This window comes from Ensifer sp. SL37 (genome assembly GCF_026672675.1).
Taxonomy (GTDB): Bacteria; Pseudomonadota; Alphaproteobacteria; order Rhizobiales; family Rhizobiaceae; genus Ensifer; species Ensifer adhaerens.
The window spans coordinates 1,105,535-1,128,826 of record NZ_JAPPRN010000007.1 but is presented as its reverse complement, the minus strand read 5'-3'; the positions used below and the strand labels follow the sequence as shown (position 1 = coordinate 1,128,826).

The window sequence follows — 23,292 nt, the reverse complement described above, 5'->3', positions numbered from 1 at the left end:
CTGATTTCGGCATGAATATATACAGACTATGTGTCTTAATGAATAAAAAAATCCTGCGCTAAATGCGCCGAGAGAGACCGGAGCGGTTGCTTCACGCGCACCGGACGGACATGCGACAGGGAGCGTCATGAAATACCAGCGTAAAGATGCAAAGGCCCATTCCCGTGCCACGATGCGCGGCATCTGGGCGGCGGCCAACACGCCGTTCACAGTCGATGGCGCCATCGACGAAGAGGGCTACCGCCGCAATGTCGAGCATTGGATTTCCGATCTCGGTATCGACGGCCTCTTCATTGCCGGCAAGCAGGGTGAGTTCTTCTCCATGTCGGTCGACGAGCGCAAACGCATGTTCGATCTCTCCGTGGAAGCGGCCGGAGGACGGGCGCAGACGATCATGTCCTGCTCCGACCAGAACATGGATGTGGTGATCGATCTTGCCCGTCATGCGCAGGCCTGCGGCGCAGACTACATCGTCGTGCATGCGCCGATCCTGCATTTCTTCAAGCAGCAGGACGAAACGCTGCTGCGCTACTATGAGGCCATCGCCTCAAAGGTGGATATCGGCATGGCGCTGTGGTCGCATCCCGACAGCGGCTATCTGATGAGCCCGGAACTGTGCAACCGGCTTGCCGACATCGAGACGGTCGTGGCGATCAAGTATTCGGTGCCGCGCGCCATGTACAAGGCGCTGACGGCGCTCGCCGGCGACCGCATCCTCGTCTCGACCGCTTCGGAAGAGGAATGGCTGGATAACGTCTTGGAACTCGGTTGGCAGCTTTATCTCTGCTCGTCGCCACCCTACACGCTCCAGACCAAGGCCGACCGGCGCATGGCCGAGTACACAGCACTCGCCTTTGCCGGAAAGGCCGAGGAGAGCCGCGCCGTCAGCGCGAGCCTGCAAGGGGTGCGTGACGCCTTCCGCAAGTCCAAGCCCGCGGAAAAGCCCCATGCGCACCAGAAGTACTGGCAGGAACTGCTTGGCCAAGTGGGGGGAGCCGTCCGCCAGCCACTGCTGGAGCTGACGGATGCGGAAAAGAGACTGACCAGAGCCGCCTTCGAGGAATGCGGCCTGAAACTGCGCTGAACGGGACAGGGAGGAATATCGATGACGAAGCTCAAGGCGTTCAATCTGCAAAAGTGGATCGACGAGCACAAGCACCTGCTGAAGCCGCCGGTCGGCAACCAACAGATCTGGAAAGACGCCGACCTCATGGTGACGATAGTCGGTGGCCCCAACAAGCGCACCGACTATCACGACGATCCCGTCGAGGAGTTCTTCTACCAGCTCAAGGGCGACATGGTGCTGAAGCTCTATGACGGCAAGGAATTCTACGACGTGCCGATCCGGGAGGGCGACATCTTCCTGCTGCCGCCGCATGTGCGCCACTCGCCGCAGCGGCCGATGGAGGGATCGATCGGCCTTGTGATCGAGCCCACGCGGCCTGAAGGCCTGCTAGACGCTGTTGAATGGTACTGCTTCGAATGCACGGAGCTTGTGCACCGCGCGGAGGTAGACCTCGAATCCATCGTCGACGATCTGCCGCCGATCTATCAGGCGTTCTACGCGGACGAAAAGCTGCGCACGTGCCCGAAATGCGGAACCGTGCACCCCGGCAAGACCCCGCCCGAGGGCTGGGTGACGCTCTGAACCCGGCAGCAAACCAGCAAAGGATCGTCATGTCGAAAGTCGAAGCCATCTGCCTCGTGGGCTGGGGCGCCATCGGACAGCGGGTGGCGGCACTTCTTAAGGCGCGGGGCGCGAACGCCCGGATTGTCGGGATTGCCGTGCGCGATCCCAGGGAAATCGAAGCGACCATGCCGGAAGGGGCGGTTCATGTTGCCGGTCCAGAAGCGCTGACGGCGACCGGCGCGACGTTGGTCGTCGAGGCGGCGAGCCGCGAAAGCGTCCAGCCCTTCGCCCGGGCGGCATTGGCGGCGGGCATGGATTTCGCGGTGTCCTCGACCTCGGCCCTGGTGGATGCCACCGTGCTCGACGAACTCGTGGAACTTGCGCGGCGGAACGGTTGCAAGCTTATCATACCGCCGGGCGCGCTCGGCGGCATCGATGCGCTCTCGGCGGCCTCACGGTTGGGTCTGGACAGCGTGGAGCACACCATCACCAAGCCCGCGAGGGCCTGGTTTGGGACGCCCGCCGAAGAGTGCTGTCGCCTAGGCGAACTTCAGGAAGCGGAAGCTTTCTTTGCAGGATCGGCCGCTGAGGCGGCGACGGCCTTTCCGCAAAATGCCAATGTGGCGGCGACCATCTCCCTTGCCGGCATCGGTATGGAACATACGCGTGTGCAGCTCGTCGCCGATCCCAAAGCAGTGGAAAACACGCACAGCATTATCGCCCGCGGCGCCTTCGGCACACTCGAAATCCGCCTTCAGAACCGCCCGCTCGCAACCAATCCGAAATCCTCGGAGATGACGGCACTGAACCTCGTTCGCCTGATCGAGAACAGGACAAGCGCGCTTGTCCTTTAGTCGGTAGCTGCCGCTCGACTGCTCGGCCATTGCCGTTCCGGGCAGATCTTTGTGCTGCCGGCAACCGCATGCGCCGCTTTATCCGTTGGCTCTATCGAAACCACCTTTGGCATCGTCGGTGAAAGGCATCACGCGTGCGGTGGTGCTTGAACGCCCAGACGTTGCGGGGGCAGTCGCTCCGACGCGGGTTTTCACGCTCTTCCTAGCAAGCCGTCGGCCGATCCAGGAGAGGTAGGAGGTGGTTTTTCCTGCTGTCAACGGGGGATAAGCGGGACAGAATCGCATTGCGCGAAAGCTACGCGATACAGTGATGCGCGCCAATGTGCCTGCTGCCGAACGAAGGCTGGATCAACTTCTTGCCCGCCAGGCTCGTCTCGAAGGAGAGCGAGATGGTCACCGCGAAGTTCGAACCCCGGAAAAACGTCTAGAACGCGGGTTGATGCCGCAGAGGAAGTAACGATGGCCGGCGAGCGACGTAAGCCTGCGAGTGGCTCGATGCCTGTCTTTGTGAAGCTCGTTTCGGGAACAAGAGCGAAGCGCGGCCGTTCTACGGTCAGACCTGCCTCATCGAGCCCGCACATGGAGCAACGGCCGAAGGGAAGAGATCTGACAGTGGCGTCAGCGCAATCGCGCCCCTACCCGAAGGGACGCAGCGCGCTGCAGCACACTGCCACACCCACAGTGAAAATACGCCCGTTTCTCGCACGACCTTCGGGCAAGGTCCGCTTGCGAGACGAATGCGTTGCGATAGAGTTGCTCTGCGATTCGTCGCCTGGAGGAAAGATGCGTCAGCAGACAAAGCCGTTTATCGTTGAGATCAAGCAGTCCCGAAAGCTTAAACCCAACGGCGAAAAACTATCGATCTGGGGGAAACTGGATTTGAGCGTTGCCGAAGAGCACATGGCATCCGAGAACCCAGTAGAGGCACCGGCCGCCATCGAAAGCGGCGACCGGCTCTAGCGCGCGATCGGCGCAAACCCTCAAAGAGCCATCTCAAACATCCGTCGTGTCCGGTTGCAGTTCATGAAGAGAGGCGGTCGCGCGCTCTTCTGGAGCGGCCGCATGGATGATTGCCCGCTTGTCGTCGTCCAGCGCCTTGCGCCAGAATTGAAGACAGGAAGTGTGAGCGGGCCGCGGTTCGCGTTCAGGCGCTATAGCAAGGTCGGCGCCTTTCGCCGAGCCGATAACAGGCGCGTTTTTGGGGCGCTTAATGGTATCGAAAGCTTCTGGCTGTATCGAAGCCCTATGCTTGGGGGTGGGTTTCGAAGTCGTGCTTTGGCAGTATTTCTGCTTTTGTTGATGCTGACGCACTTGGGCGTTGGATCGACCCACGCTGGTGATTCCAGCAACATTCGCAATTCCTGCTGGGCATCCGGCCGCATCTCAGAGAACGTGATCACCATAGCTTTGGCAGCCGAGCGGTGGTCCTGTGATGACCGGAAATTCTCGATTGATTCCGAGCGAGTGCTGCTTCGTTTCGATCTCAGGCCGGGCGAGAGCCCTCCTCGATACTTTCTCTCCAGGCGGAGCGCACTTGAGGCGGTGCATCTCCTTGCAATCGACCAGGACGGCGCGGTGCGGCAAGCCTCCGTTTCTGCAGCAGCGTTGCCCAGCTCAATGGCCGGTGGGTATTTCAAGGCTCCCCTGCCTGTAGTGACAGATGCGACGCGGCAAGTCGTCGTCGCAATCGATTTGCCCAGCCATCGGATGACACTGGAGCGAGCATATCTTGCACCAGTGGATGTCGCAGTCGATAGCATCGACGATATGCAACTCCTGACGTTCGTCGCAGGCCTAGCTGGCATGCTCGCCATGCTTCTGATCTTCAATGCGGCGTTCTATCGGATCCTGCGCGAACCTTTTGTTCTCTGGCACTCGGCTTTGACGCTGTCGTTGCTGATGACCATTATGACCTCATCAAGTTTGTCAGTCGTATTTTTCGACCCGCCGGCCATGACTTTGAGCTGGATGACCACCTTGCTCTTCGGGATGACGGTCGCATCAGGAGCGATGTTTACGTACAGCTTCATCGAACCTGGACTGATGCATCCTGCACTACGGCGTCTGCTACCCTATTGTGCGGCATCGGCATTGTTCCTGAGTGCGTTTCACGCGGCATTCCCGTTCGTTGCGCGGCCAATATAATCGACCGCGTACACGGCTGCGTTTGCACCGATCCTCATCATTTTCATACTGTCGATGGTCGACGCATTGCGCCGCGGGAGCCGCGCGGCAAAATTTCAGGCAGTCGGATACACGCCAATGATCGCGGTCGGCTTGATCCGTCTGGTGACGGGCGTCGTACCCTGGTTCGACAGCATCGACGCCACGCTCGCGTTTTATGCTGGCTGTCTATTCGAAGCCCTCTTCACCACGCTCGGCGTAGCTGATCGCTTCGTGACCATGAAGCGGGAGCGAGATCGCGCACGCATCGAAGCCGATCTGCTTGAACGGCTTTCCGAAACGGACCCATTGACGGGCTTGCTCAATCGTCGAGCTATTGAGGGACAGTTCGCGCAGCTTCGAGCTGATGGCTTTGCAACATTGGCGGTCATTGACCTTGATCATTTCAAGTCAATCAATGACGTAAACGGACATGCCGTTGGAGATGCCGTGCTCAAAGCTGTAGCCAATGCTTTCCAGACAGGGCCGGACGTGCGGGCATACCGTCTTGGCGGTGAAGAATTTGTACTTCTCTTGCGCGGCAATGATGCCGCCACCCTGGCCGAACGCCGGCGACAGGCAATTCCGGTAATTGTAGCCAGTACCGATCCGGGTCTCGAGCGACCTGTAACCGCCAGCATGGGAGTGGCGGATACCTTCGGCGATGAAGGTTTTGAGAAACTCTATGAACGGGCCGACAAGCTCCTCTACGAAGCAAAGAGCGCGGGCCGAAATCGAACTCGGAGCACCATCAAGGCAGAGACGGATCTGGAAATCATTGTGAAAGAACAGGCCTTCGCCAACTAGAGCACTCACAGTGCTGAATGAACGGGGGCGGAGGTTGGTTGCGGGCTTGGCCATGTCTCTTTCTTTCGGGCCGAAGTGGTTCCGGCCCAGTGCCGAACCGGCGGAAGACGGCCGCTTCAATGTTCGGGCTCGGCCGGACAGGCGGAGACGATCTGCGGGCATACGAGGCAGTGCCCTGCGAAAGGCAAGCGGGTCCGCTCCGCGCGGCGACGGATGCCGGCCGCCACGCGGCGCAAATGCGGCCTTATAGCGGACGACCGACGTTTTAGATCGCAGCAAAACCGAAGGACGAGCCGTGACATTTGCGTCAGCACCGCAGAGAAGGTAGGGGTGCACCCCTATTGCAGCGATCGCGGCCGCGACCACTGCAAGATCCGAAAAACCATGCAAGGCAGACCATGAGCGACCAGAACGACGACTACGTGTACGACGATGTAACGGGTGAGTGGCGGCCAGCCTCCGAACTTGCTGCCGAGAAAGCAAGAGCCGCCGAGGTTCGCGATGCGTCAGGGACCGTCCTTGCAGATGGCGACTCAGTCGTTTTGATCAAGGATCTCAAGGTAAAGGGTGCCGGGCAAACGCTGAAGCAGGGAACGGTGATCAAGTCGATCCGGCTAACTGATAATCCTGAAGAAATCGATTGCCGCCATGAGGCGATCAAAGGTCTTGTTCTACGCACTGAGTTTGTTCGCAAACGCTAGACGTTCGAAGCGTAACAGGTGATCGGCAGTCCTGAAGCGGCGCCGACGTCTTCGGAAGCGCTCAGCTTGAGGGCCGAGGAGTTGTCGCCGCTTAGCCCAGCGGTTTGGTCGGCGTTCTCGGCCGTTGTAATGCCGACTCGCACTTCCAACGCATAGCGACAACGGAGCGCGACTAAGCGGATTGCGGCCCATGAGCTCGCAGTCGCCCTGGATGGCAGCCTGGTCCCAGGCTGCGGCCATCCGCTAGCTGCTTCTCTTGCCGCGCAACGGGAGGGCCGCCCTTTCGCCTACGGGAATACGAGGGCTGCACCATCCCGGCTCGACCCTTCCGGCTCGACCCATGGCGAGTGCGTCTAGCTATGGACCGCGGCGACCAGGCGGCGGCAGGCCTCCACGAGGTTCGGTTGCTGAAGCAGGGCGCCGCCGATCAGATACATGACGTCGTTGCCGTAGGCCTCACGCATCTCGGGAACGCGCTCGAAGGTCATGCCGCCACCGGGTGCAGCGACGATCGCCTTCGGCCCCCTCATGTCGGCCGCGCAGGCCCGAGCAATCGACAGGCATTCCTCTCGCGTGAAACCGAAGCGGCCTCCGAAGTTCGGGTAGATCACCGCATCCGCGCCCATCAGGCGATGCAGCGTGCCGAAGAACGAACGGTGCGAGAAGCCGCAATCGGCAGAAACCACATTTGCGCCGGAGAAGGCCGGGTGCGAAACGATCGGCAAGCTGAAGTCGGGATCGGCCGCAAGTGTGCGCACGACATCATAGCCGGTCAATGCCGGGGCCAGCATCACGGCGCCCGCACCGGCGGCCTGCGCTTCCTTCGCCCGGTCAAGCACGGCCGAAGCCGGCCCGGTGACATTCGGCACGAAGCTTGTCCTGCCGCCGGTTTTGGCATTGGCCTCGCCGACGGCCTCGATGCAGGCCTTCAAGCGTTCATTAAAAGGCGACGTCACCTGATCGACGAGACCATGGTCGTCCTTGACGAAGTGCATGCCGCCAAGCGCGAAATCATGGGCGCGGCTCGCAAGTTCGGATGTCGAAAGCCCGACGGGCTTGATCGCCGACATCAAAAGAGGGCTTTCGCCCACGCCGGCGCGGGCGCGAAGCCCGGCAATGCCGTGGCGGGGTCCTGTGCAAAGCCCAAGGATACCCGGCGAAAGACCGATATCCTCGACCTTCAGGCCGGGCTTGATGGAGCTGTTGCCGAAGATGACGTTCAAGAGCTGCAGAAAGTCGCCGCCGACATCGTCGTCGGAATAGGAGATCGAGGCGAGAAAACCCGGCCGGCCGGCCGGATCCGGCTTCAGGTCTTCCAGCTTGCCGAGGATTTCATCCTCGACGTAGCCCTCGGGAACGGCGCTGCGCGGAATTTCGACGGTCTGCTCCAGAGCGATATCGAGTGCGCGCGCCTTAGCCTCGTCGGCGTCAGCGGCACGCACGTAGTAGGTGACGGTGAAACGCGGAGCCACTAGAGCGCCTCCGCCTTCTGAGCCGAATGCACGTGGTCGATGCGGACCTCCGTCAATTCGTCCTCGCCGATCTCCAGCGGCTTGCCGACCAACTCGCTGATGGCGCCAACGAGCGCGCCGGCGTCGAGGCCATACTTTTTCATGAGGTAGGGCTTGGACGCACCATGGGCGAAGGTGTCATTGAGGCCCAGCCGCTTCAGGCGGATGCCAAGACCTTCTTCGGCCAGAATTTCCGCAACGAGCGAGCCGAGGCCACCGACGATGGTGTGGTTTTCCAGCGTGACGATCCCCCTCTTGCCCCGCGCGGCCTTCAAAAGGCCTTCGCGATCGAAGGGTTTCAGGGTCGAGGCGTGCAGATGGGTGATGCCGATGCCGCGTGCCTGAAGCGGTTGGGTGGCGCGCAGTGCTTCCTCGGTGCAGACGCCTGAGGAAACGACGAGAATGTCGTCGCCCTCGGACAGAACCCGCAGCTTGTTGAACGCGAAAGGCGTGGAGAAGAGACGCGGGACCTCGCCGCGAAGCACGCGCACATAGACAGGGCCATCGATGCTGTCGGCCACTTCGAGTACGGTCTCCACCTCGGTCGCGTCACCGGTCTCGAGGATCGTCATGTTCGGTACAGCGCGCAGAACGGCAATGTCCTCGATCGCCTGGTGGGTGATGCCGCCGGGCGTGGTGATACCGGGCAGGAAGCCCATCAGTCGCACCTTGCGATTGGAATAGGCGATGGAGTTGATCAACTGATCATAGGGGCGGCGATAGAGGAAGACCGAGAAGGTGTGAATGAACGGCCGGTAGCCTTCCATCGCCAGCCCGCCGGCAAAGGACAACATATTCTGCTCGGCCATGCCGAGCGAGAGGAACTGCTGCGGATGCCGGTCGCGGAAGCCGTCGACCTCGCAGGACGAGGTCAGGTCGGCGGAAAGGCAGAGGACTTCGGGTCGCGCGGTCGCGAAGGTCTCGAATGCCTTGGCGTAGGGACGATTGACGATCTCGACCATGTTCAGGCCCCTTTCATAGCTTCGACGTCGACGCCGAGTTCGGCCGCAAGTGCGGCCTGCATTTCAAGCCGTTCTTCCGCGCTCTTGAAGCGAACGTAATGAAGTCGCGGGAAACGCTTTTTGAGGAACTCCATGCCCTGGTAGGGCGAGGTGTTGGCGAGGATGACCAGCGGCTTGCCGGGCTCGGCGCTTCCGGCCGCAGCCCTGAGCGCTTCCAGGTCGTGCCCGTCCACCGAGCGGCAGGTGACGCCGAAGGCGCTCACCCGGGCGGCGAGATCGCCAAGGTCAAGCACCGACGACATGGCACCGTCGCACTGCTGGCGGTTCACGTCGACGACGACGCGGATGTTGTCGATGCCGTGGTAGCTCAGCGCCGCAAGGCATTCCCAGGTCTGGCCTTCCTGGAACTCGCCGTCCGACATGTAGACCCAGACCTTGCCCGGCTCCTTCTTCTGCAGCCGCGCCCAGGCGACGCCCGAGGCCATGGAGAGACCCTGCGCCAGCGAGCCCGTGGTCACTTCCATGCCGGGGCTGTGCTCGGCGCCGATCATCTCGACCGAACCGCCGTCCTTGTTGAAGTGATCGAGCGCGTGCTCGTCCATGCGCCCCATCTCGATCAGCGCCGAATAGATGACGAGCGCATAGTGGGCGGGCGAGATGAAGAAACGGTCGAACGCCGGCCCAACCGGTCCGTGATAGCCGGCGCCGGTAAAGGCGTCCGGATTGTGCGCCGAAGGAACACCGCGAAACGGCAGCGGCACCTTCGGCAACGTCGGCTCGCCGAGCGTCAGAAGCTCGTTATAGAGCAGCGCAAGGCTTTCGGCAGCCGAGCAGGCCTGGCTGAGGTAACCGCCATTGTTCTTCATCGTGTGGAAGAACACCCGTCGGCGGATGCCGAGCGCGATCTCTTCCGTTGAAACCCGGTTCGTGAGTGTCATCGTCTCAGCTCCGTTCTGGGAAAAGCGCCTTGAGGCCTTCGGGCGATGGTGTTGCGATGCCGCGCTCGGTGATCAGGCCGGTGATGAGTCGGGCGGGCGTGACGTCGAAGGCCGGATTGGCGGCAGGGCTGCCCTCCGGCGAAATGCGCACGCTGGCAATCGAGCCGTCGCTGGCGCGCCCCTGGACGAAGCTCACCTCGTCGGCGGTTCGCTCCTCGATCGGGATTTCCTTGATCCCGTCGCGGACCGTCCAGTCGATCGTCGGCGAGGGAAGGGCGACATAGAAGGGGACGCCATTGTCGCGCGCAGCTAGCGCCTTCAGATAGGTGCCGATCTTGTTGCAGACATCGCCATTGGCCGTCGTCCGGTCCGTGCCGACAATGACCATATCCACATCGCCGTGCTGCATCAGGTGCCCGCCGGCATTGTCGACGATCAGCGTGTGCGGCACACCGTGGCCGTTCATTTCCCAGGCGGTGAGATAGGCGCCCTGATTGCGCGGGCGTGTTTCGTCGACATAGACATGCACCGGAATGCCTTCCTCGACAGCCATGTAGATGGGTGCAGTCGCAGTGCCATAGTCGACGGTCGCAAGCCAGCCGGCGTTGCAATGGGTGAGGATGCGCACGGGTTCACCCGGCGCCTTCTTCGCAGCAATCTCGCGGATGACCTTCAGGCCGTTTGCGCCAATGGCGCGATTGAGTTCGACATCTTCGGCCGCGATCTCGGCGGCACGATCATAGGCCGCCTTGGCACGCCCGCCTTCCGGCAAGGGGCGCAGATGGTCGCGCATGGCGTTCAGCGCCCAGCGGAGATTGATGGCGGTCGGGCGTGTTTCGTTGAGTTCCTCCCAGACGGCGTCGAGATGGGCGTTCGACGGGTCCTTGGCCATCGCAATCGCAACACCGTAGGCGGCCGTGACGCCGATCAGCGGTGCGCCGCGCACCCACATGTCGCGGATGGCGACGGCGACATCGGCGACCGTTTTCAGCGTCACGACGCGGAACTCGTGCGGCAACCAGCGTTGGTCGATGATATCGACGGAGCGTCCGTCCTCGTTGAGCCAGATCGTATGGTAGTGGCGTTCTCCGACTTTCACGCTGATGTCTCCTTCTGAAGGCGCTCCGCGAGTGCGCGGATGTCCTTGAGGCTGTGGATATGATGCCGGTTGACGGCGAGGTGACGCCCGAGCTTCAGCGCCCTGGTTTCGCAGGCAGCACGGCGATCGGGGTCGACAATGGTTTCGAAGTCGGCGTTGTGGGCGAGCCCCAGGATGCGGCGGTGCATCTCGACGCCGGCAAAGCCCAACATCTCGCGCCAGATCTCGTCGATGACGATATCGAGCGCCTGTTCGGCGCCGAACGGATCGTTGCGCGCCTCAAAGAGGCTTGCCTGGTAGAGAATGCCGTTACGCTCCGTGCGCCAGAGATGGGCGAATTCGGTGCGGAAGGTTTCCCAGATGACTTCGACCGTATCGAGCAGATAGGTGCGCATGCCATCTCGGGCACTGGGCGCGTTTTCGTGTCCGCTCTGCGAAAAATAGCTCATCCAGAAATTGGCAAGCAGCATGCCGACGTCGAAGCTGATCGGTCCGTAGAACGCGAACTCCGGGTCGATGACGCGGGTCTCGTCGTCGGTCACCATAACAGAACCGGTATGCAGATCGCCATGGCAGAGCGTTTCGGCTTTTGCCGAGAACAGATGTTTCAGCCGCTGTGCTTCGACCTTGAGGTCGCGGTCGGCGCGAAGCTCGGCCACGATCGGATCGAGCTGGGGCGTGGTGTGACGATTGAGCTCGGCCTCGAAATAGGGATCGGAAAACACCAGGTTTTCGGTGATGTCGCAAAGCTCGATATTGTCGGCGAAAAGCGCAAGGTCCGTCTTCTTTTCTCGCGTGGCCATGGAGAGGTCGGAGCCGCGAAAGAGCGTGCGGGCGACGAAGAGGCCGAGGTCACGCCCGATTTTCGGCAGTTGCCGCCCGTCGATCAGCGCGCGCCTCAAAATGACGTGCGGCGTCAGGAACTCCATGACGATGAGCGCCTGGGATTCGTCGAAGAAATAGATCTCCGGCACGAGACCGGGGTCACGCGCTGCCTGGCGCTTCAGGGCATGATATTCGAAATAGGAGCGCTTCAGCGGCAGCGGCCAGCTTTCGCCGACAAGGCGCACATAGGGCAGCGCCTGCTTGACGATGGCAGCGCCCCTGTCGCCGGAGACGATGAAGACCAGATTGAGGTTGCCGTCGCCGACTTCCTTAACGCTCCAGCGCGAAAAGTCCGGCCCGATTTTTTCTTTCAGGACGGTGTTTCCGCCGAGTTTTTCCGGCAACGTCGCAGCGCTCAGCGCCTCGAAGACCTGCTTGTCCATATCGTTTTCCTCCAACGCATGGCGCGGGCCTCCACCGCTCGCAGCCATGCCGTGTGTGGTCACAACTAAGGCGGCATTCTAGCAAATGTCAATGGCCTTGACATTTGACGGAAGCCTATCCTAACCTGCCTTCATCGGGAGGAGAGAATGAGCGAACAGGCAGTGTTTCGCATTGAGGGCGTGCGCAAATCTTTCGGGCCGGTACCGGTTCTTCGAGGGGTGGATCTCGATCTCAAGGCTGGGGCGGTTACCGTTCTGATGGGCGCAAATGGCGCCGGCAAATCCACGCTCGTGCGGATCCTGAGCGGCGTTTACACGCGCGACGCCGGCACGATCACGCTCGCCGGCATGCCCTTCGAGCCGACGGCCCCGGCCGAGGCGATCCGCGCCGGCGTTGTCACCGTGCATCAGAACATCAATGACGGGGTGGTCGCCGATCTCGACGTCGCCACCAATCTAACGCTCGACCGCTTGAACGGGCGCGGTGCGCGGCTGTTCTTCAACCCGCGTCGGGTGCGCCGAGAGGCCGCCGCGGTCGCCTCGCGCATGGGGCTTGCGATCGATCTTGCCGCCAATATCAACGACCTGACGCTTGCCGACCGGCAGATGGTGGCGATCGCCCGTGCCATGGCGCATGAGCCGAAGGTGCTGATCCTCGACGAGCCGACATCGTCGCTGTCGAGCGCGGAGGCCGACCGGCTTTTCGATCTCGTCGACCGGCTGAAGGCGCGCGGCGTCGCCATTCTCTATATCTCCCACCGCATGTCGGACATCCGGCGGCTGGCCGACAGCATCGTGGCGCTGCGTGATGGCCGCATCAGTGGCCGCTTCGAAGGGCCGGAACTGGACTATGAGGGTGCGGTCAACGCCATGCTCGGTCGCAAGGTCTTGGCTGGCGCCGTTGATCTGCGCGACGGCGGCGCTCCGGTCTTTGCGGTCAGCGGCCTGAAGTTGTCGGAACAGGCGCGCCCCTTCGATTTCACGCTCCGTGACGGGGAAATCGTCGCCGTCACCGGGCTCGTCGGCGTCGGCAAGACCGCGCTTGCCGAAACCCTGTTTGGCGCGCGCGCTCCGTTTGCGGGTGAGATGACGCTCGACGGCGCGCGTTACGCGCCGGCAAGCACCGGAAGGGCTATCGCCCGCGGCGTCTTCCTCGTCGCCAAGGACCGCGCCGAAAGCGGCATCGTGCCCGACTTCAACATCTACGAAAATATCAGCCTGCCGTTCCTGAGCCGGCTCTCGCGCTTCGGCATATCGAGCCGGCGGGCGGAAAAGACCAAGGCACGCCAGCAGATCGCCGCCCTCGGTGTCGTCTGCCGCAGCGAGCGCGACGAGTTGCAGACGCTTTCGGGCGGGAACCAGCAGAAGGTGATGGTCGGGCGCTGGCTTTCCGAGCCGTCGCGCCTGCTCATCCTCGACGAACCGTTCCAGGGCGTCGACATCGCCGCACGCCGCGACATCGGCGAGAAGCTGCGCGCCTCGGCCGCGGGCCGCGCCACGATCCTCTTCGTGACCGAACTCGACGAAGCCTTCGAAGTCGCCGACCGCATCCTCGTGATGTCGGAACAGACCATCGTCGGCGAGCACCGCAATGCCGACATCGATGTCGAGCGGCTCCTGTCGGAAATCGCCGGTCAATTCTATCAACAGGTCCATGCGTCATGAGCAGTGAACAGAGCAATTCCGCAGCACCGGTTGCGGTCCCTTCGAGCGCATCGGGAATTCGCGAGGCGGCCATCAAATACGGCTTCCTCGTGCTTCTCGCCGGGATGGTCCTCTATTTCTCGCTCGTGACCGGCGGCTTCGCCTCACCGCAGAGTGCGGTCTTCATCCTGCAGTCGGTGTCGATTACCGGCATCCTGGCGCTGGGCGTGACGGCCACGCTTGTCGTCGGCGGCTTCGATCTTTCGATCGGCTCGGTCGCGACGACGGCGATGATGGCCTCGTCCTATGTGATGGTGGTGATGGGCGGCGACGCACTGACGGCGACGCTCGTGTGCCTTGCCATCGGCGTCCTGGTCGGTTTCGTCAACGGCGTCATTATCGTCTACATGCGCGTGCCTGATCTGCTGGCGACACTCGGCATGATGTTCCTCTTGCTCGGCCTCCAGCGCATCCCGACGGAGGGTCGGTCGATTGCCACAGGCATGACGCTTCCCGACGGCTCGGTCGCCGGCGGCACTTTCAGCCCGGCCTTCCTGGCACTCGGCCGCCACCGCTTCGATTTGGTCCTGCCCAACCTCGTGCCGGTTTCGGTCGTGGTGTTGATCGTGCTGGCGATCGTCATCTGGTTCTTCCTCGAATACACCCGCTTCGGCCGCATGATGTATGCCGTCGGCTCCAACGAGCGGGCAGCCGGCCTCGCCGGTGCGCCGGTCAATGCCTACAAGATTTCGGCCTATATCATTTCCGGCGTCTTCGCCTCGATCGGCGGCATCCTGCTTGCCGCCCGTCTTGGTCGCGGAGACATCGCGTCGGGCAACAACCTGCTGCTCGATGCGGTTGCCGCAGCGCTCATCGGTTTTGCCGTGCTCGGCGCCGCCAAGCCGAACGCTTTCGGCACGGCGATCGGCGCGCTCTTCGTCGGCATCCTGCTGCAGGGCCTGACGATGATGAACGCGCCCTATTACACCCAGGATTTCATCAAGGGCGCCGTGCTCGTCGCTGCCTTGATCTTCACCTTTGCGCTCTCGAAAAGAGGCAAACGCTGAAGGGGTGCCCTTCAGCGGAAAACAAAAAGTTCACCAGTGGAGGAGACTGACATGAACATGACTCGCAGAAGCCTGGGCCGCTTGACGCTTGGGTTGATGGGGGCAGCCGCCTTCGGCGTGCCGTCCTTTGCAGCCGACATGCCAAAGCCGTTCGACAAGGCCGGCGATGTCAAGATCGCGCTTGTGCGCTACCTTTCGACCGGCGACTTCTTCCAGTCCTATCTCGCAGGCGTAGAGGCGCAGTCCAAGGCGCTCGGCGTGCAGCTTCAGGTCTTCGACAGCCGCCAGGATGCAGCGCTCCAGGCCGACATGGTCGACCAGGCGATCGCGCTTGGCGTGCAGGGCATCATCATCCAGCACGGCCTGACCGAATCGATGAAGGAAGCTGCCCAGCGCGCGGTTGACGCCGGCATCAAGGTCGTCGCCTTCGACGTAAACGTCGAGAACGAGAAGATCCCGCAGATCGAGCAGTCCGACCGCGACCTCGCCCGCCTCGCGCTCGAGCAGGCCGTCAAGGACAATGGCGAAAGCTTCAAGGCAGGCTACGTCTATGTCGCCGGCATCGCGCCGCTCGACCGCCGCGACGAGACCTGGAAGGAATTCAAGGCGAAGTACTCCGGCATCGAGGAAGCCGCGCAATTCGGAACGATGGACAACCCGATCGCCAACTCGGTAGCCAACCAGGCCCGCGCGGTGATTTCGGCCAAGCCCGACATTACCGTGATGTTCGCGCCCTATGACGAGTTCGCCAAGGGCGTGAAGATCGCCGTCGACGAAGCGGGCCTGTCTTCCAGCGTCAAGATCTACTCGGCCGACATTTCGACGTCCGACATCGCCGCCATGCGCGAAACGGGCTCGGCCTGGACGGCGACGGCCGCCACCAACCCTGCCGTCGTCGGCCAGGTCTCGGTCCGCTCGCTCGCCATGCTGCTTGCCGGCGAAGACCCGGGCCGCCAGGTGGTCGTACCGCCGACGCTGATCACCCAGAAGGACCTGAACGATCAGGACATCAAGAACATGGAAGAGCTCGGCGTGAAGCTGCCGCAGTTCGCCCATGCAGATGTTGCCATGCCCGCATGGATGCCGAAGCCTTAATCTCCCAAGGCGAAACGAAAGGGGCGGTCGATCAGACCGCCCCTTTTTTTGTCCTGGTTACTCTAATTCGCTTTCCGCCTTTGGCGGCACCCAGGCTTCGATCGCCGTCTCGGGATAGATCTGCACGGAGCCCGGCTCGAAATGGCTTTCGATCGCGTAGCCGAGGCTGGTCAGGTCTGTGCGATACCAGCCGACGATCTTGCCGCGCCATGAGGCGCGGCCTTTCTTGGCGGCATAGTCACCCATTTGAAACGCGGCATCTGCGGGCCATCGATCGACCATTTCGTCTCCATCCGAACAACTCTGGCGGGAGACTGCAGTGTGGCACGTTTTTACGCTTAGACGGAAGCGCTCAGCGCATCGCCGCTGCGATGTTGCCGCCATCCACAGTCGTCACATCCGCGGTGGTTCGTTCTGCGAGCGCGTGGTGCACGAAGGCGCGCGCTACGTCCTCGGCCGTCACTTCGAGACCGAGCAGGTTTCCGCCCATGTAGTCCTTGACCGAAAGGCCGCGGGCGGCTGCACGATTGGCGATCATCTCGTCGTTGAGCAGGCCCGAGCGGATGCGATCGGCGTTGACGGCATTGACGCGGATATGGTCGGCACCATGCTCAAGCGCATATTGCCGCGACAGAAACAGCGTCGCCGCTTTCGGCAATCCGTAGGCGCCGAACTTCGCGCCCGGGTTGACTGCCTGCTTGGAGGCGTTGAAGAGCAGCACTCCGCCGGTCTTCTGTTCCTTCATGATGCGAACGGCATTCTGCGCAACCGTCTGATGCGCGAAGAAATTCAGCTCGAAGCTACGGCGCAGCAGGGCGTCGTCCATCGTCGCAATCGGGCTTTCCCAGGCGGCGCCCGCATTGGAGACGACGATATCGACGCCGCCGAAGGTCGCGACCACCCGGTCGAAGGCGGCGCGCACCGAAGCGGGATCGGTGATGTCGCAGGCGATGCCAATCGAGTTGTTGCCGGCCGCCTTCGCCACTGCGCTTGCTTTGTCGCCATCGAGATCGAGCACGACGGCATGGGCGCCCTCGGCGACGAAAGCCTTGACGATGGCAGCGCCGATGGCGCCGGCGCCGCCGGTGACGAGCGCGACCTGGCCGGTAAACGGCTTCGGCTTGGCGCCTGCGAGTTTCGCCTGTTCCAGCGACCAGTATTCGAGATCGAAGAGATCCGGCCGGCTGACCGGCTCGAAGCGGCCAACGGATTCTGCGTCGCGCGCAGCTTCGATCCACATCTCGCCGACATCGACGGCGATCGTCGCGTCCTTGTAGGTGCGGCCATGGCCGAACATGCCGAGCCCGGGCACCAGCGTCAGGCGCGGCATGGGATCGAGCATGATGCGCTTGACGTCGTCTCGTGCGTCGTTGCTGTGGAAATACCCGGTGTAGTCGGCGGCAAAGGCGGTGACCCGCGCGTCGATCACGGCCCGGTAGCCCGAGAGATCATCTTTAGCCGGCGCCGGAAGCACCAACGGGCCGGTCTTGATGCGGATGGAAAGATCGGGCGTCGAAACGCCCCTGGCTGCCATCTCCTCAACCTGCTGCGCATTGACGAAGTCGAGGATATCGGGCGAGGTGCGGAACACAATGACCATGCGGTCAAAACGGCCTTCGCCCTTGTCGACGGCAACGGCGCCGCGCAGCATTGGCGCGATATCGGCAGGGCTTGCAAGCACTGCGGGCAGGGCGGCGGGCGTAAACGGATTGTGCCCCTTCGCTTTCACATGCTCTTCGGCGAGCGTGACATAGCGGATCATCCGATCATAGGCTTCCTTCGCCGTGTCGGCGAAGGTGAAGATTCCGTGCTTGTCGAGGATCAGCCCCTCGACTGTCGGATCCTGATCGAACACGTCCGCCGCAGCCTTCGCCAGCGCGAAGCCCGGCATGATGTAGGGCACGAAGCCCATCTTCCTGCCGAAAAGCTCGGCGCACATCTCCCGGCTCTTGGCCTGATCGGCGATGGCAAGAATGGCGGTAGAATGGGTGTGGTCGACGAACTTGTGTGGCAGGAAGGCGTGCAGCAGCGCCTCCACGGACGGGTTCGGCGAGGCCGGGTCGATGAGGTTGGCGCGCAACAGCGTCACCATGTCCTCGTCCGAAAGCCTTTCGAGCTTGCGGCTCTTGAGCAGGGGGGCGATCTTGACGGCTGGCAGGCCAGCGGGCTCGATCGTGCCCATGTCCCAGCCACTGCCCTTGACGCAGAGCACGGCATGCGTGTCCCCGACGAGGTCTGTGATTTCGGTTTTCACCGAGGTGTTGCCGCCGCCATGCAGCACGAGCCGCGGCTCGCCGCCAAGCAGTCGCGTCGTATAGGTCCGCAGCGCCAGATCGCGGCCAGTGCCCTTGGCCTGATAGCCCGCAACGACCTTCTCCGCCTCGTCGTCGCGCCAGAGATTTTCCATAAGTTCAGCCTCCCGATAAACCGGCCCGGCCGGTATCGGCGGACCCAAATTCGAGGCTCAGGGGGCGCCTGAGCCGCTTCTGCCAAGCCCTTCGCGGTTCCAGCGATCGAGGACTTTGCGTGCCATCGACTCGGTGATGACGAGATGCGAGGCGAAGCCGCCCTTCAAGGCCGCCATCAGCGGTTCGAACTTGCTGTCCTCCTGCACGACCAGCATGCGCTTCTTGATCGTGCGGATGGAGCCGAGATCGGCCGAAATGCAGCGGCGATTGTGCTCGCAATCCATCCATTGGCCGTCGCGATCGATGAGCTGTCCGGCAATGACGCCGGCCGCGCCCTTTTCGCCCATCGCATGCATGTCTGCAGCCGAGAGCGCGCCGCATTTGACGAGGTGGCTGTCATCCTCGATGCCGCCGACCGAATAGAGCGCCAGACCGCAGTCGGAGATGGTCGCGAGCTGCTCCTTGATGACGGGTTCGCCGCGCAGTTCTTCGGCGAGCCGCTCGGAGGAAAGCACGAGCGGCGCATAAAAATTAATCCCTTCGGCATTGAGGCGGCGGGCGATTTCCGTCGTGCATTGATCCGGGCGGTAGGAATAGGGCGCGCCGAGGTTGCCGCAAAGTTGCACGACCGTGACGCCGCGCAGGTCCGCAAAGGGCATGACGTCGGCGATATGATAGACGGTGCGGCCCCAGGCAACACCGATCCGGTCGCCCTTGTTGATCAGTTCGAGAAAGACGGAGGCCGCGACGACGGGCATTTCGGCGGCCGGGTCCATCGCCTGCCGATCTTCCGGCACGAGCCATGCAGTCGTAAGCCCGGTGGCGTCTTCGAGCTCGCGGGCAAGCACGTCCTGCGAAAACAGTTCTGTCGACGTGGTGATCGTGACGATGCCCATCTCGCGGGCCTTGCGCAGATACATGGCGATCGAGGCGCGGGATATCTCCAGCCGCTGCGCCACTTCGTCCTGGCGCAGGCCGTGCGTATAATAGAGCCAGGCGGCCTTGTGAATGATCTGGTCTGTGGCTCGGATGGGCATTGGCGGAACCTTCGCAAGATGGATCTGACATATTTCATCTATACTGACAAAAGTCAACGTCGTTGACGAATGTCGCCACCTCGCGCGCGCTGCAGCAGCTGAACCTCTATTTGAATGATGGTCTTTACGGCGTCGCTTCTCGCCGCGAACGCGCTTGCAGCCCACAGCCGGTTGCAAACTGAATCCATATGTGAACATACTATTCATATAAGGATCCGAATGGAGATCGAGCGGCATTGCCCTCGGGAACCGTCGAACGGACCCGCAGTTGCCGACCTATTGCATCAGGGACTGACCAATGGATGACTTCATGCCCACTGTCGGGGTGTCCTCGACCCGTCCCGGGGACATGCCGGAGGAGCACGCCGCGCTTCCCGTGTGGAACGCGGAAAACTGGTTCTATGAGGACTGGCCAGTCGGCCAGCGTATAAGGTCCTTGCGTCGCACGATCGCCGAGAGCGACAGCCACCTCTTCAATACGCTCGTCGTCGACATCCATCCTTACGTGCAGGATCAGATGTTTGCCGAGCGCGAGGGCATCTTCGGCAGGCGTCTCGTTGCCGGCGCCTTCGTCTTTTCCGCAGGCCTCGGGCTGGTCGCCACCAACTGCGTGAACGCCTTTTCCTACGGCTATGACAAGCTGCGCTTCATCAAGCCGGTCTTCATCGGCGAAACGATCTACACGATCCGTACCAACATGGACAAAACGCCCCGCTACAGGGAGCTCGGGCTTATCCGGGCCAGCTACCAGGTCTTCAAGGGCGAGGGGGAGCTGGTGCTCTACTGTGAGCACCTGCAGACCGTGAAATACAAGAACCCCGCCGACTTTGTCGGCAAGACCGAGAAGTAAGATACCGATGACCGAAACCAACGAACTGCCGCTCTCTGGCCTTGTCGTCGTCGACATGAGCCAGTTTCTCTCAGGCCCCTACTGCTCCTTGCGCCTCATGGATCTCGGGGCGCGCGTCATCAAGATCGAGCGCCCCGACGGTGGCGACCTGTCGCGCCGGCTTTATCTGAGCGACACCGAGATCGGCGGCGATTCGACGATCTTTCATGCCATCAACCGCGCCAAGGAAAGCCTCGCGATCGACCTCAAGAACGAGGCCGATCTTAAAGCCTTGAAGACGTTGCTCGCCAAGGCCGACGTGCTGATTCAGAATTTCCGTCCCGGCGTCATCCAGCGGCTCGGGCTCGACTACGAGGCGGTCAAGGCGATCAACCCGAAGATCGTTTATGCCTCGATCAGCGGCTATGGCGAGGAGGGCCCCTGGGTGAAGCGGCCGGGGCAGGATCTGCTCGCGCAATCGCGCTCCGGCGTCATGTGGCTGAACGGCGATGAGGGCCAAGGGCCGGTGCCCTTTGGTCTCGCGATCGGCGACATGCTTGCGGGCGCCGCAGCAGCGCAAGGTATCCTTGCAGCCCTCGTCCGTCGCGGCATTTCCGGCAAGGGCAGCCTGATCGAGACGAGTCTGCTCGAGGCCCTCGTCGACTTCCAGTTCGAAGTGCTGACGACGCACTTGAATGACGGCCGCCGGCTGCCGACCCGGTCGGGTTTTCGCAGCGCCCATGCCTATCTGTCGGCGCCCTATGGGGTCTATCCGGCCAAGGACGGCTATCTCGCCATCGCCATGACGCCCATCCCGAAGCTTGCCGATCTCCTGCAAATGCCACAACTCGACGCCTATCGCGACGATCCGGCTTCCTGGTTCTCCGAACGGGACGAAATCAAGGCGCTGATCGCCAAGCGGATCGCCGAAAACACCATCGACCATTGGCTTGGCGTGCTTGAGCCTGCGGACATCTGGTGCGCCCGGGTTCTAAACTGGAACGAACTGCTCGAAAGCGAAGGCTTCCGCGTGCTCGACATGCTGCAGACGGTGGTGCGCGAGGACGACGTTTCGATCCTGACGACGCGTTCGCCGCTCAAGGTCAACGGTAAGCGTGCGCAGGTGGACCGCGCAGCACCACGGATCGGCGAGCATAGCACCTCGATCCGAGAGGAGTTCGGCCTGTGAGCGTCACATTGAAGGGCATGACCTGGAGCCACCCGCGCGGCTACGATCCGATGATCGCCTGTTCGCGGTTTTGGCAGGAACGCACCGGCATAACGGTAGAATGGGACAAGCGCTCGCTGCAGGATTTTGAGACCTATCCGGTCGAGGAATTGGCGCGGGCCTATGATCTTATCGTCATCGATCATCCGCATGTCGGCCAAATCACCAAGGAGAAGTGCCTGGCGCCGCTTGATGTGGAAGGCCGCCAAGCCGAGAGGAAGGCGCTTGAGGATGCGAGCGTCGGGCGCTCCTATCCGAGCTATACCTGGCAGGGCCGGCAATGGGCCTTTCCGATCGATGCGGCGACCCAGGTCCAGGCGTGGCGCCCGGACCTGACGGACCGTATGGAAAGCTGGACCGACATGCTGGCGCTCGCGCGACAGGCAAGGGTGGCGCTGCCGATGCGCCCACCGCATTCCCTGATGAGCTTCTACACGCTCGCCGGCAATCTCGGTTCCCCCTGCCGCAGTGACGCTACCGGGCCGCTGATCGATCCGGATGCGGGCATCAACGCCTTCGAGCGCCTGCGTGAACTGACAGACCTGATCGATCCCTCCTGCTTTTCCATGGACCCGATCGCCTTGCTGGAGGCAATGAGCGATCCGGCGTCGAAAGTTGTCTGTGCACCTCTGATCTACGGCTATGTCAGCTACGCGATGCCGGGCTTCCGGCCGTCGCTCGTGACGTTTGGCGATGTTCCGGTTGCCGGAACCAATGGTCCGGCAGGCTCGGCCCTCGGCGGAACGGGGATTGCGGTCTCGGCTTTCTCACAGGCGCGGGAAGCGGCGATCGATTTCGCCTATTTCGTTGCGAGCGGCGCCGTCCAGCGCGGTCCTTATGCCTCAGGAGGCGGGCAGCCCGGCCACGCGGCCGCCTGGGATGACGACGCCGTCAATGCCGCGACATCCGATTTCTATCGTGCGACGCGCAAGACGCTGGAGAGCGCCTGGGTTCGCCCACGGCACGACGGCTACATGGCGTTCCAGCAGGCGGCATCCGATCGCATCAACGACGGCCTCACGGGCAAAGAGGCGGCGCGAAAGGTCGTCGACGATCTCAATCGGCTGTTTGCAGAGAGTTTTGCTACAGCCTGATTTCTGAGTTCCGGGATGCCCAGGCGTCCCGGAACGGACTTAGGGCAGGGCTTGCTAGGCGAGATTCCAGATCCGGCGCGCGTTGTCGGCAAGCAGCTTGCGCTTTTCCTCCGCGCTGCAGCCTTCCAGAAGCGCGTGGGTGGCGCCGACCCAGGTCGAAAGATTGCCGCCGAGTGTGCAGACCGGCCAATCGCTTCCCCAGACCACCCGATCCCAACCAAAGACGTCGATCGTGTGCTCGACATACGGGCGCAGCGTCTCGACCTGCCAGGCCTCGTCCGCATAGGCGACGACGCCGGAGATTTTTGCCGTGACGTTCGCACGCTGGGCGATCTCGCTCATGTGCTCGCGCCAGGGATGCTCGGCGCCGGCGCGAATGTCGGGCACGCCGCAATGGTCGAGGATAAACGGAACGTCGGGCGCCAGATCGGCAAGCGCAATCGCCTTTTCGATCTGGTGCGGCAGGACGCAGAGGTCGAAGGTGAAGCGACGGCCGCCGAGCCGGCGGATATTGTCGCGAAAAGTCGCTCCTTCGGAGAGATCATCCGGCATCACATGCAGCACGCGGCGGAAGCCCTTGACGAGGCCGTTTGCTTCCTGGCGTTCCAGATAGGCCGAAAAGCCATCCTCTTCAGGTCGGCAGGCGGCAATAGCGCCCTTCAGCAGGCTATCCGCCTGGCCTGCGAGCCGCGCGACCTCGGATGTCTCCTTCTCCATCTCTAAAGGATCGACATCGACCTCCATGTGCAGGCTGGCCGTAATGCCGAGCCGCCGCGCTTCGCGCTCGTAGGTGGCGTAGAGAAAGTCCTGGTTGAGGGCAGGCACACCGGCGAGCCAGGGATAGGCGAGCCTCGACCTGTCGATGAGGTGAAGATGGGTGTCGATGATCAAGGCGCGCCTCCTCCGAACGGCTTCTCACATAAGAATGATCTATTCAGATAAGAAGTACGACCGTTC

21 protein-coding genes and 1 pseudogene are annotated in these 23,292 nt (G+C 62.3%); 13 read left to right on the top strand and 9 right to left on the bottom strand.

Annotated elements, in window-relative coordinates; translation table 11 throughout:
* The first annotated feature begins 127 nt into the window (after positions 1-127).
* From OVA00_RS37530 to OVA00_RS37495, 7 genes and pseudogenes are all read left to right on the top strand, one after another.
* A complete protein-coding gene (locus tag OVA00_RS37530; protein ID WP_090298614.1) occupies positions 128-1,084 on the top strand; it encodes a dihydrodipicolinate synthase family protein in 957 nt (318 codons plus the stop codon).
* A gap of 21 nt (positions 1,085-1,105) precedes the next feature.
* A complete protein-coding gene (locus OVA00_RS37525; protein WP_060530138.1) occupies positions 1,106-1,648 on the top strand; it encodes a 3-hydroxyanthranilate 3,4-dioxygenase in 543 nt (180 codons plus the stop codon).
* Between the two features lie 29 nt (positions 1,649-1,677).
* The gene (locus OVA00_RS37520) at positions 1,678-2,484 is read left to right on the top strand and encodes an aspartate dehydrogenase (RefSeq protein ID WP_060603732.1); all 807 of its coding nucleotides are present in this window, start codon (positions 1,678-1,680) and stop codon (positions 2,482-2,484) included.
* A 783-nt stretch (positions 2,485-3,267) separates the two neighbouring features.
* Positions 3,268-3,444, top strand: coding sequence for a hypothetical protein (locus OVA00_RS37515; protein ID WP_268090931.1), 177 nt, complete (start codon positions 3,268-3,270; stop codon positions 3,442-3,444).
* A gap of 63 nt (positions 3,445-3,507) precedes the next feature.
* Positions 3,508-4,866, top strand: a pseudogene (locus OVA00_RS39870) (7TM-DISM domain-containing protein); the annotation flags it as partial.
* 21 nt (positions 4,867-4,887) lie between these two features.
* Positions 4,888-5,454 (top strand): GGDEF domain-containing protein, encoded by a 567-nt coding sequence (locus OVA00_RS37500; RefSeq protein WP_326494180.1) that lies wholly within the window; start codon positions 4,888-4,890, stop codon positions 5,452-5,454.
* Positions 5,455-5,852: 398 nt separating this feature from the next.
* Positions 5,853-6,155: an alkylphosphonate utilization protein gene (locus tag OVA00_RS37495; protein ID WP_034796466.1), complete on the top strand. Its 303-nt coding sequence runs from the start codon at positions 5,853-5,855 to the stop codon at positions 6,153-6,155.
* 353 nt (positions 6,156-6,508) lie between these two features.
* Here the strand turns inward: OVA00_RS37495 and OVA00_RS37490 are convergent, their stop codons facing one another.
* From OVA00_RS37490 to mtnK, 5 genes are read right to left on the bottom strand one after another with little or no spacing between them, the layout of a single operon-like run.
* Positions 6,509-7,627, bottom strand: coding sequence for a RuBisCO large subunit C-terminal-like domain-containing protein (locus tag OVA00_RS37490; RefSeq protein WP_060580725.1), 1,119 nt, complete (start codon positions 7,625-7,627; stop codon positions 6,509-6,511).
* Positions 7,627-8,628, bottom strand: coding sequence for a transketolase family protein (locus OVA00_RS37485; protein WP_034796462.1), 1,002 nt, complete (start codon positions 8,626-8,628; stop codon positions 7,627-7,629). Before OVA00_RS37485 ends, OVA00_RS37490 begins: the two co-directional genes overlap by 1 nt.
* Positions 8,629-8,630: 2 nt before the next feature.
* Positions 8,631-9,566, bottom strand: coding sequence for a transketolase (locus OVA00_RS37480; protein WP_034796459.1), 936 nt, complete (start codon positions 9,564-9,566; stop codon positions 8,631-8,633).
* Between the two features lie 4 nt (positions 9,567-9,570).
* Positions 9,571-10,665, bottom strand: a complete 1,095-nt coding sequence (mtnA, locus tag OVA00_RS37475) for an S-methyl-5-thioribose-1-phosphate isomerase (RefSeq protein ID WP_034796457.1) — start codon at positions 10,663-10,665, stop codon at positions 9,571-9,573.
* The gene (gene mtnK, locus OVA00_RS37470; RefSeq protein WP_089045111.1) at positions 10,662-11,933 is read right to left on the bottom strand and encodes an S-methyl-5-thioribose kinase; all 1,272 of its coding nucleotides are present in this window, start codon (positions 11,931-11,933) and stop codon (positions 10,662-10,664) included. The genes mtnA and mtnK overlap by 4 nt, the downstream gene beginning before the upstream one ends.
* A 147-nt stretch (positions 11,934-12,080) precedes the next feature.
* On the opposite strand from mtnK, the gene OVA00_RS37465 reads away from it, so the two are divergent.
* Genes OVA00_RS37465 through OVA00_RS37455 form a run of 3 tightly spaced genes read left to right on the top strand, consistent with a single transcriptional unit; the run spans position 12,081 to position 15,739 of the window.
* A complete protein-coding gene (locus OVA00_RS37465; protein WP_060517943.1) occupies positions 12,081-13,598 on the top strand; it encodes a sugar ABC transporter ATP-binding protein in 1,518 nt (505 codons plus the stop codon).
* Positions 13,595-14,644: an ABC transporter permease gene (locus tag OVA00_RS37460; protein ID WP_162733059.1), complete on the top strand. Its 1,050-nt coding sequence runs from the start codon at positions 13,595-13,597 to the stop codon at positions 14,642-14,644. Before OVA00_RS37465 ends, OVA00_RS37460 begins: the two co-directional genes overlap by 4 nt.
* 51 nt (positions 14,645-14,695) lie before the next feature.
* Positions 14,696-15,739 (top strand): substrate-binding domain-containing protein, encoded by a 1,044-nt coding sequence (locus OVA00_RS37455; RefSeq protein WP_060517939.1) that lies wholly within the window; start codon positions 14,696-14,698, stop codon positions 15,737-15,739.
* 57 nt (positions 15,740-15,796) lie between these two features.
* Here the strand turns inward: OVA00_RS37455 and OVA00_RS37450 are convergent, their stop codons facing one another.
* The 3 genes from OVA00_RS37450 to OVA00_RS37440 all read right to left on the bottom strand — a co-directional run bounded on the left by OVA00_RS37450 (position 15,797) and on the right by OVA00_RS37440 (position 19,184).
* Positions 15,797-16,021, bottom strand: a complete 225-nt coding sequence (locus tag OVA00_RS37450) for a hypothetical protein (protein WP_034796449.1) — start codon at positions 16,019-16,021, stop codon at positions 15,797-15,799.
* A gap of 70 nt (positions 16,022-16,091) precedes the next feature.
* A complete protein-coding gene (locus tag OVA00_RS37445) occupies positions 16,092-18,146 on the bottom strand; it encodes a bifunctional aldolase/short-chain dehydrogenase (RefSeq protein WP_268090928.1) in 2,055 nt (684 codons plus the stop codon).
* Between the two features lie 57 nt (positions 18,147-18,203).
* Positions 18,204-19,184: a sugar-binding transcriptional regulator gene (locus OVA00_RS37440; RefSeq protein ID WP_034796445.1), complete on the bottom strand. Its 981-nt coding sequence runs from the start codon at positions 19,182-19,184 to the stop codon at positions 18,204-18,206.
* A gap of 298 nt (positions 19,185-19,482) precedes the next feature.
* On the opposite strand from OVA00_RS37440, the gene OVA00_RS37435 reads away from it, so the two are divergent.
* From OVA00_RS37435 to OVA00_RS37425, 3 genes are read left to right on the top strand one after another with little or no spacing between them, the layout of a single operon-like run.
* Positions 19,483-20,034 carry a MaoC family dehydratase gene (locus OVA00_RS37435; protein WP_034796442.1) on the top strand — a complete coding sequence of 184 codons (552 nt, stop codon included), beginning with the start codon at positions 19,483-19,485 and terminating at the stop codon, positions 20,032-20,034.
* 7 nt (positions 20,035-20,041) lie between these two features.
* Complete coding sequence (locus OVA00_RS37430) at positions 20,042-21,202, top strand: CaiB/BaiF CoA transferase family protein (protein ID WP_268090926.1); 1,161 nt, start codon at positions 20,042-20,044, stop codon at positions 21,200-21,202.
* The gene (locus tag OVA00_RS37425; protein WP_089045108.1) at positions 21,199-22,335 is read left to right on the top strand and encodes an ABC transporter substrate-binding protein; all 1,137 of its coding nucleotides are present in this window, start codon (positions 21,199-21,201) and stop codon (positions 22,333-22,335) included. Before OVA00_RS37430 ends, OVA00_RS37425 begins: the two co-directional genes overlap by 4 nt.
* A 54-nt stretch (positions 22,336-22,389) precedes the next feature.
* Here OVA00_RS37425 and OVA00_RS37420 read toward each other — a convergent pair whose 3' ends face one another.
* On the bottom strand, positions 22,390-23,226 hold the full coding sequence (locus OVA00_RS37420) for an amidohydrolase family protein (RefSeq protein WP_060643830.1): 837 nt from the start codon (positions 23,224-23,226) through the stop codon (positions 22,390-22,392).
* Between the last annotated feature and the right edge of the window lie 66 nt (positions 23,227-23,292).